The organism is Archangium sp. (assembly GCF_036389735.1).
In the GTDB taxonomy this organism is placed as follows: domain Bacteria; phylum Myxococcota; class Myxococcia; order Myxococcales; family Myxococcaceae; genus Archangium.
In genome coordinates this window covers 1-8,289 of sequence record NZ_DASVWK010000866.1, presented here as the reverse complement: position 1 = coordinate 8,289, position 8,289 = coordinate 1, and the positions used below count along the sequence as shown (strand labels likewise).

General features: G+C 69.5%; 4 protein-coding genes and 1 pseudogene. 4 read left to right on the top strand and 1 reads right to left on the bottom strand.

Translation table 11 applies throughout. The annotated features are described in order from the left end of the window. Positions 1-2,283 (top strand): annotated as a pseudogene (locus VF794_RS31000) (hypothetical protein); the annotation flags it as partial. A 66-nt stretch (positions 2,284-2,349) separates the two neighbouring features. Here the strand turns inward: VF794_RS31000 and VF794_RS30995 are convergent. Continuing rightward, on the bottom strand, positions 2,350-2,568 hold the full coding sequence (locus VF794_RS30995) for a hypothetical protein (RefSeq protein ID WP_331116693.1): 219 nt from the start codon (positions 2,566-2,568) through the stop codon (positions 2,350-2,352). Positions 2,569-2,754: 186 nt separating this feature from the next. Between VF794_RS30995 and VF794_RS30990 the strand changes: the two genes are divergently transcribed. From VF794_RS30990 to VF794_RS30980, 3 genes are all read left to right on the top strand, one after another. Continuing rightward, positions 2,755-3,696 (top strand): MoxR family ATPase, encoded by a 942-nt coding sequence (locus VF794_RS30990; RefSeq protein ID WP_331116692.1) that lies wholly within the window; start codon positions 2,755-2,757, stop codon positions 3,694-3,696. A 4-nt stretch (positions 3,697-3,700) separates the two neighbouring features. Beyond that, the gene (gene glnE, locus VF794_RS30985; protein ID WP_331116690.1) at positions 3,701-6,727 is read left to right on the top strand and encodes a bifunctional [glutamate--ammonia ligase]-adenylyl-L-tyrosine phosphorylase/[glutamate--ammonia-ligase] adenylyltransferase; all 3,027 of its coding nucleotides are present in this window, start codon (positions 3,701-3,703) and stop codon (positions 6,725-6,727) included. A 104-nt stretch (positions 6,728-6,831) separates the two neighbouring features. Further along, the gene (locus VF794_RS30980; RefSeq protein ID WP_331116688.1) at positions 6,832-8,166 is read left to right on the top strand and encodes an AAA family ATPase; all 1,335 of its coding nucleotides are present in this window, start codon (positions 6,832-6,834) and stop codon (positions 8,164-8,166) included. The last annotated feature ends 123 nt before the right edge of the window (positions 8,167-8,289 follow it).

Sequence of the window (8,289 nt, the reverse complement as noted above, 5' to 3'; positions counted from 1 at the left end):
ACCGAGGAGACCCTCGCCACCACGCGCGGCGAGCTGGAGGCCACCTCCCAGACGCTGGCCGAGACCCAGGCCACCCTCTCCGAGACGCAGACCACCCTGTCCGATACACAGGGCCGGCTCTCCGCCACCGAGGAGACCCTCGCCACCACGCGCGGCGAGCTGGAGGCCACCTCCCAGACGCTGGCCGAGACCCAGGCCACCCTCACCGACACCCAGGACCGGCTCGCCCAGACCGAGGAGTCGCTGTCGAGCACCCGCGGTGAGCTGGAGGCCACCTCCCAGACGCTCGCCGACACCCAGGGCCGGCTGTCCGCGACGGAGGAGGCCCTCGCCACCACCCGTGGCGAGCTGGAGGCCACCTCACAGACCCTGTCGGAGACGCAGAACACCCTCTCCGAGACGCAGTCCACCCTCACCGACACCCAGGGCCTGCTGTCGCGCACCGAGGAGTCGCTGGCCAGCACCCGCGGCGAGTTGGAGGCCACCTCCCAGACGCTCGCCGACACGCAGAGCACCCTCGTCACCACGCAGGGCCAGCTCGAGCAGACGCAGGAGCAGCTTGAGACCACCACGGCCCAGCGCGACGAGCTGAGCACCGAACTGGCCGAGACCAAGGGCGTCCTCCAGCAGACCCGCGAGGAGCTCGCCCGCACCGTCCAGGAGCGCACCGAGCGCGAGAGCGAGCTGCGTGCCGCTCACGCGGAGATCGGCCGCGTCACGGGCGTGCTGAACGAGACCGAGGCCCTCAAGGCCGCCATGGAGGAGGAGCTCTCCGAGCAGCTCGGCCAGACGCGCAACGCGCTGTCCGAGACGCAGGGAGACCTCGCCGCCACGCGCGAGGCGCTCGCCAGCGAGCAGACCGCCCACGCGCAGACCCAGCAGCAGGCCTCCGCCACCCAGGCGGACCTGGAGTCCCAGCTCGCCCAGACGCGCGAGCAGAACCAGGACCTGGAGGAGCAGCTCTTCCTCACCAAGCAGGAGCTGGGCAGCCGCGTCGCCGAGGTCACCCAGCTCGGCTCGCAGCTCTCCCACTCCGAGGACCAGCACCACCGGCTGGAGGAGCGCTTCAACACGCTCACCGCCGAGTCGCAGCGCCGCATCGACTTCCTGGAGAAGGATGGCGCCGCCAAGGGCCAGGAGCTGTCGGACACGCTCGAGAAGCTCTCCGCGGTGACGCAGGAGAAGGAGCGTCAGCGCGAGGCCCTCAGCCGCGAGGTGGCCGCGAAGACCGAGCAGCTCAAGCAGCTCGACACCCGCCGCCAGCAGGACGCGGAACAGGCCAGGCGTCAGCAGGACGAACTCCAGAAGCAGGCCGCCGCCCTCAACTCCGAGCTGGACACCACGCGCAAGAACCTCGCCGCGCGTGAGGAACAGCTGCGTGTCGCGGGCAACGCCCAGACGAAGCTCCAGTCCGAGCGCGACGGGCTGGCCGGTCAGCTCGGAGAGGCCCAGACGCAGATGCAGGCGCTCCAGCAGGCCCAGGCCCGCGAGCGCGCCGAGGCGAAGCGTGCCGCGGACGAGCTGTCCACACGGCTGGCTCGCGCCGAGGCCCAGGTCGCCCAGCTCACCCAGGACGCCCAGGCCCGCGCCTCCGAGTCCGACGCGAAGCTCAAGGAAGTCCAGGCGCAGCTCGCCGCCCGGGCGAAGAAGATCCAGGAGCTGGAGATGGCCGTGGAGAACGCGGCCGGAGCCAAGGCTCGCGCGGAGAAGGATGCCGCCGCGAAGCTGACGGTCGCCGAGACAAAGCTCCAGGAGGCCGCGACGAAGCTCACCTCGCTCGCCAAGGAGCGCAAGGAGCTGGAGGCCCGGCAGCAGAAGGAGATCGAGGAGCTCGGCGCCCGCCAGAAGGCGGAGCTGGAGCGCCGCGAGACCCTGAAGGCCCAGGAGATCGCCCGCCTGCAGCAGTCGGTGCAGGAGAAGAGCAAGGCGCTCAAGGTCGCCGAGCTGGAGCTGGCCCGCTACAAGACGAAGGCCCCCTCCTCCCCTGGCACCCCGGTCGCGAAGTCGTCCGCCAAGCCCGCGCCCCCGGTGGAGGAGGAGGAGAACATCGCCACCACGACGCAGGTCTCCACCATCGCGCCCGCCGCGGCCCGCCCGGCCGCGGCTCGTCCGGGGGCGAAGAACACCGTGGCGAAGAAGCCCGCCGCGGCCGCTCCTCCTCCCGTCTTCGGCGAGGACGAGGAAGGCCCCGAGCGCACCGTGGTCATGCAGATCCCCACGGCGCCCGCTGGCGCCAACGACGAGAGCGACTGGACCTCGCTCGTCGACGAGCTGGACAAGTAGTGAGGGTGACCGGCCGCGCGTGGCCTCAGGGCCTCGCGCGGCTGGAGAAGCGTGTGCGACCAGCGCCTACAGCGCGGCGCGCGCCTCTCGAACGAGCTCCTTGAGTTCGACGGTGGAGATGATGGCCCGGAGGGAGACCGGGGTGCCCTGGGTCCGGGACTGGACTTGAGCCGATCGCCAGCGCGACCAGAAGGTCCGTGAGGCAACGTAGGCCACCAGCAGAACGAAAGCCCCCGGCACCAGGGCCACCGTCACCACCAGCAACATCCGCCACAACCAGGACATGACCGCCGCCTCCGCAGACAGAACGCGGGGCCGTATTGCACGTTGTGTGCCCACAGTGTGGAAACTTTTTCGCAAGTTGTTCCGGCCACTTGCACGGAGGGCAGGCGACGCGAGCGCGGGGGAAAGGCCGCAAGTCTGGCATTTTTGCCGCAGTGGCCTGAAAACCCTTCGGTTAAGTTGAGAAGCGTGAACGCCCCCTCCCCTACGACCGAATCGCACTCCTTGAGCAGTGTGGAGGACGCGCTGAAGCGTCTCGAGCAGGTGGGCTACCTGCCCTCCCCGGAGATCGCCACCGTGAGCTTCCTGGCGGATCGGATGGAGAAGCCCATCCTGGTGGAGGGCCCGGCGGGGGTGGGCAAGACGGAGCTGGCCAAGGCGCTGGCGCAGGCCCTGGGTCGGGAGTTCATCCGCCTCCAGTGCTACGAGGGACTGGACGAGGCCAAGGCGCTCTACGAGTGGGAGTACGCCAAGCAGCTGCTCTACACCCAGCTCCTGAAGGACAAGATCGGGGAGATGGTGCAGGGGACGGCGACGCTGAGCGAGGCGGCGGATCGGCTGGCGACGAGCGACGCGGTGTTCTTCTCGGAGCGCTTCCTGCTGCCGAGGCCGGTGCTGCGCTCGCTCCTGTCGGAGCGGCCGGCGGTGCTGCTGGTGGATGAGATCGACAAGGCGGATCCGGAGTTCGAGGCCTTCCTGCTGGAGGTGCTGTCGGACAACGCGGTGACGATTCCCGAGCTGGGGACATTCAAGGCGAAGCACATCCCGCGGGTGGTGCTGACGTCGAACAACGCGCGGGAGCTGTCGGACGCGCTGAAGCGGCGGTGCCTGCACCTGCACATCGACTTTCCGGATCGTGAGAGGGAGCTGCGGATCATCCGGAAGCGGATGCCAGAGGTGTCGCAGACGCTGGCGGAGCAGGTGGTGGAGGCCGTGGCGGCGATCCGGAAGCTGGACCTGAAGAAGGCGCCGTCGATCAGCGAGACGCTGGACTGGGTGCAGAGCCTGGCGCTGCTGAACGCGGAGTCGCTGACGGCGGACATGGTGGCGGCGACGTTGAACCTGGTGCTGAAGCACGAGGGGGACATCGAGAAGGCGAAGAACAACCTCGCCGAGATCGCCCAAGCCTGAACTCGTGACCTGGACCGAGGAGACACTGGGCGCGGAGGGTTTCGAGAACCCGAAGCGAGCCGCCAAGGAGCTCACCGCACTGGCGAGCGTCCTCGGCGCCCCGGCGGCCTGGCGTATCCACGAAGCGGCGAAGCAGACCTCGGAGCCGAGTGAAATCATCGCGGCCTTCGATCGAATCCGCGAAGGACTCCAAGGGCTCCCCGAGCCCACCCTGACGCGCCTGTTGGACTGGCTGCCGGCGGTCTTCCACGCGAGCACCATCGTCCCGCGCCTGCTGGCCACGAGACCCGGGCTGCTTCGCGGGCTCGCGGGCTCGCGAACGCTGACGCGGGAGAAATCGAAGGAGCAGTACCGCTGCGAGGCCCTGGCCACGACGCGTCGCACGGCGCCGACGGACACGGAGGGACTCCAGCGCCGCCTGCGCCGCTACAAGTACCGCGAATTCCTGCGGCTCATGGTCCGCGACGTGGTGCTGCGAGCCCCGATGGCGGAGCTGGGCCGCGAGCACGCCGCGCTGGCGGAGGCGCTCATCGCAGCGGCCCTGGCCTGGGCGGAGCGCTCGCTGGGAGCGAAGTACGGCACGCCGGACCCCCCGGGCTTCTGCATCCTGGGCATGGGCAAGCTGGGGGGAGAGGACCTCAACTTCAGCTCGGACGTGGACCTCATCTACCTGTACCGGGGAGACGGACACACCACGGGAGGCACCGGAGGCTCCCTCCCCAACGTGCAGTACTTCACCCGGCTGGGCGAGGTGGTGACGCAGGCCCTCACGAAGGTGACGGCGGAGGGCTTCTGCTACCGGGTGGACCTGAACCTGAGACCGCAGGGGCGAGCGGGCGCCATGGTGCTCTCGCTGGCGGCGTCCCTGTCGTACTACGAGTCGTTCGGGCGCATGTGGGAGCGGGCGGCGCTCCTCAAGGCGCGGGTGGTGGGCGGAGACGCGAGGCTGGCGGAGGAGCTGCTGAGCGAGCTGGGCCCGTTCATCTGGCGGCGCAGCCTGGACCTGTCCGCGGTGGACGGCCTGCGGGACATGAAGGCGCAGATCGACCTGCGCGGCAAGGCGAGCGCGGAGGACGTGAAGCTCGGGCCCGGAGGAATCCGCGAGGTGGAGTTCTTCGTCAACGCGCTCCAACTGTTGCAGGGAGGCAAGGACGCCACCCTGCGCGAGCCGAGGACGATGCGGGCCCTGCGCAAGCTGGAGCGGGCGGGCTTCGTCTCGGGGCCGGACGCGGACGCGCTGGAGGAGGCCTACGTCTTCCTGCGGCGGGTGGAGAACCGGCTCCAGATGCTGGAGGAGCGGCAGACGCAGGCGTTGCCCACGGGCGAGCGCGAGCGCCGCCGGCTGGCCACCTCGCTGGGCTGCCCGGACTGGGACACCTTCCGCGTTCAACTGGAGCGACACCGCAACTACGTGCAGGGAGCCTTCCACACGCTGCTGGGCCAGACGGCGCGGGGCGAGGTCCCCGACGAGCCCCTGCTGGCCCTGGCGCTGGATCCGGACCTGCCGCCGGACGAGCGTCAGGCGGCGCTGAACCAGCGAGGCTTCGAGAACCCGGAGCGGGCCCTGGCCGAGCTGGAGCGACTGGCGCGGGTGCCCCACTCCCCCTTCGTGGATGGGGGCTCGGGGCTCGCGGCGGTGCACCTGCTCTCGGAGCTGGCGCAGACGCCGGACCCCGACCAGGCGCTGCTGCACTTCTCGGACTTCCTCGCCCGGCTGCACCAGCCGGAGGGCTACCTGCGGCTGCTGACGAACATGCCCCGGGCGAGCCGCCGCCTCTTCAACCTCTTCGGGCAGAGCGACTACCTCTCGCGCATCTTCCTGCGACACCCGGAGCTGCTGGATGCCCTGGTGCAGGCGCAGCTCGACGAGGCGATGAAGACCCCCGAGCGCATCCGGCAGGAGCTGGGGGCGCGACTCGCACGGCACCCGGACGCGGAGACGAAGCACGCGGCGATGCCGCGCTTCAAGAACGAGGAGGTGCTGCGCATCGGGCTGAACGACATCAGCGGTGACCTGACGGTGCCGGAGGCGGCGCGGCAGCTCACGGCGGTGGCGGACGGCATCCTCGACGAGTGCCTCTTCCTGGCGATGGAGGAGCAGCGCGAGCGCTACGGCGTGCCCCTGGACGCGCACGGGCAGCGCGAGGGTCTGGTGGTCATCGGCATGGGCAAGCTGGGCGGGTACGAGCTGGGCTACCACTCGGACCTGGACCTCATCTTCGTGTACAGCGGCGTCGGCCAGGCGGAGACGAGCGGGGGCGCCCGAGGCACCCTCACCCACCGCGAGTATTTCGCCAAGGTGGTGCAGCGGCTGATGACGCTGCTCCAGGTGCAACTGCGAGAGGGGCACCTCTACAAGATCGACGCGAGGCTGAGGCCCTCGGGCAACCAGGGGGCGCTGGTGGTGAGCCAGGACGCCTTCCGCGAGCACCACCAGAAGCGGGCGCAGTTGTGGGAGCGCCAGGCCCTCATCAAGGCCCGCCCGGCGGCGGGAGACGCCACGCGCTTCCAGGCCCTGCGGGAGGAAGTGCTCGCCCCGCTCGTCTACGAGCGCCCCCTTCCCCCGGACACGGCGGCGGAGATCGACCGGCTGCGCACGCGCATGGAGCGCGAGCTGGCGCAGGAGAACGCGCAGCAGCTCAACCCGAAGCTGGGCCAGGGCGGGCTGGTGGACGTGGAGTTCACCGTCCAGTACCTGCAACTGGTGCACGGCCGGGAGCACCCGCGGGTGCGGAGCACCAACACGCTGGAGGCGTTGGAAGGTCTGCAGGCCGAGGGGGGCCTCCCGCCCGAGGACGCCGAGACGCTGCGCCAGGGCTACCTCTTCCTGCGCCGGGTGGAGAACCGGCTGCGGCTCATCCACGACAGCTCCCTGGCCCACATGCCCACCAGTGGCCGCGCCCTGGCACAGCTCGCGCGCCGGCTGGGCGTGCTGGGCCCCCACCCGGGAGAAACCTTCCTCGCCCAATACCGCGCCTGCGCCGCGCGCGTGCGGGACGTGTATGCCCGCGTGATGCGCGCCCCGCGTTGAGCCCGAGTCCCCGCCCGTGCTGCGCACCTATGTCTGAGCCCTGGGCAACCAAGGGCTCGGGGGACGTGCGGGAACGAGGGCGGATGGGCTAGAAGTACGGGCAGATGCGCCCTGAGTCCGCCGCCGCCCCCAACCCGTTCCACCTCGAGAACCCGTCCATCCTCGACATCGCTCCCCCGGAGCCCAAGTCGCTGGAGGAGACGGGCCTGAAGATCGGGCTCCTGTCGGACATCGCGCTCCGCTACCTGTACTACTCGGGCACCGGCACGGGCATGGCCATCGCGCAGGAGCTGCGGCTGCCCTGGCCCGGCGTCATCGAGCGGGTGGTGGACTTCCTCACCGCCGAGAAGCTCGTGGATCTGCGGGGCGGCAAGGGCTTCGGGCGCGCCTCGGTGGACTTCATCCTCACCGAGAAGGGCCGCGAGTACGCGCGCGGCGCCATCGAGCGCAGCACCTACGTGGGCCCCGCCCCCGTCCCCATCGAGCAGTACAACGCCGTCATCACCGCGCAGACGGAGGAGAACCCCGTCATCAGCCGCGAGGACCTGGTGGTGGGCCTGTCCCACCTCACCGTCTCCGCGGACCTGATGGACAAGCTGGGTCCGGCGGTGAACTCGGGGCGCTCCCTCTTCCTCTATGGTCCTCCGGGCAACGGCAAGACGAGCCTCGCCGAGGCCATCAGCCGCATGTTCGGCGGGGAGATCTTCGTCCCCCACTGTCTGGAGATCGACAACCAGATCGTCAAGGTCTTCGACGTCCTCAACCACATCCCCATCACCCTCGAGTCCGAGCGCGACGCCACGGGCCGTCGGCAGACCTTCGAGATGGACAACCGGTGGCAGCTCTGCCGGCGCCCGGCGGTGGTGGTGGGCGGAGAGCTCACGCTGGAGACGTTGGACCTCATCTACTCGCCCACCGCGCGCTTCTACGAGGCCCCCTTCCAGGTGAAGGCCAACGGCGGGATGCTCCTCATCGACGACTTCGGCCGCCAGAAGGTCCACCCCACGGACCTGCTCAACCGGTGGATCGTCCCCCTGGAGAAGCGGATCGACTTCCTCACCCTCCACACGGGCAAGAAGTTCGAGATCCCCTTCGATCAGCTGCTCGTCTTCTCCACCAATTTGGACCCCAAGGAACTGGTGGACGAGGCCTTCCTGCGGCGCATCAAGTACAAGATCGAGGTCTCCAACCCCGACGAGGAGACCTACCGGGAGATCTTCTCGCGGGTGTGCGAGGCGGCGGGCATCCCCTACGTGGATCAGGCCGTCTCCTACCTCATCGACCATTATTACAAGCCGAGAAGCATGCAGCTGCGGGCCTGCCACCCTCGGGATCTGGTGCAGCTCATCAAGGACGCGGCCCGCTACCGGCAGATCCCCCCGGCCCTCTCCAAGGATCTGCTCGACCAGGCGTGCGAGGTCTTCCTGGTCAGCCTATAAGGCGAGTAGTGTTTTAATTGTCCTAAACGGCTGAAATTTCTAGAATCCGTCGACCGTTGTCCCCGCTGGCCGGACTTTAATGGTTCGTCCCGCCGGTCCCTGCCGCGAGCCGGTGTGAAGGAG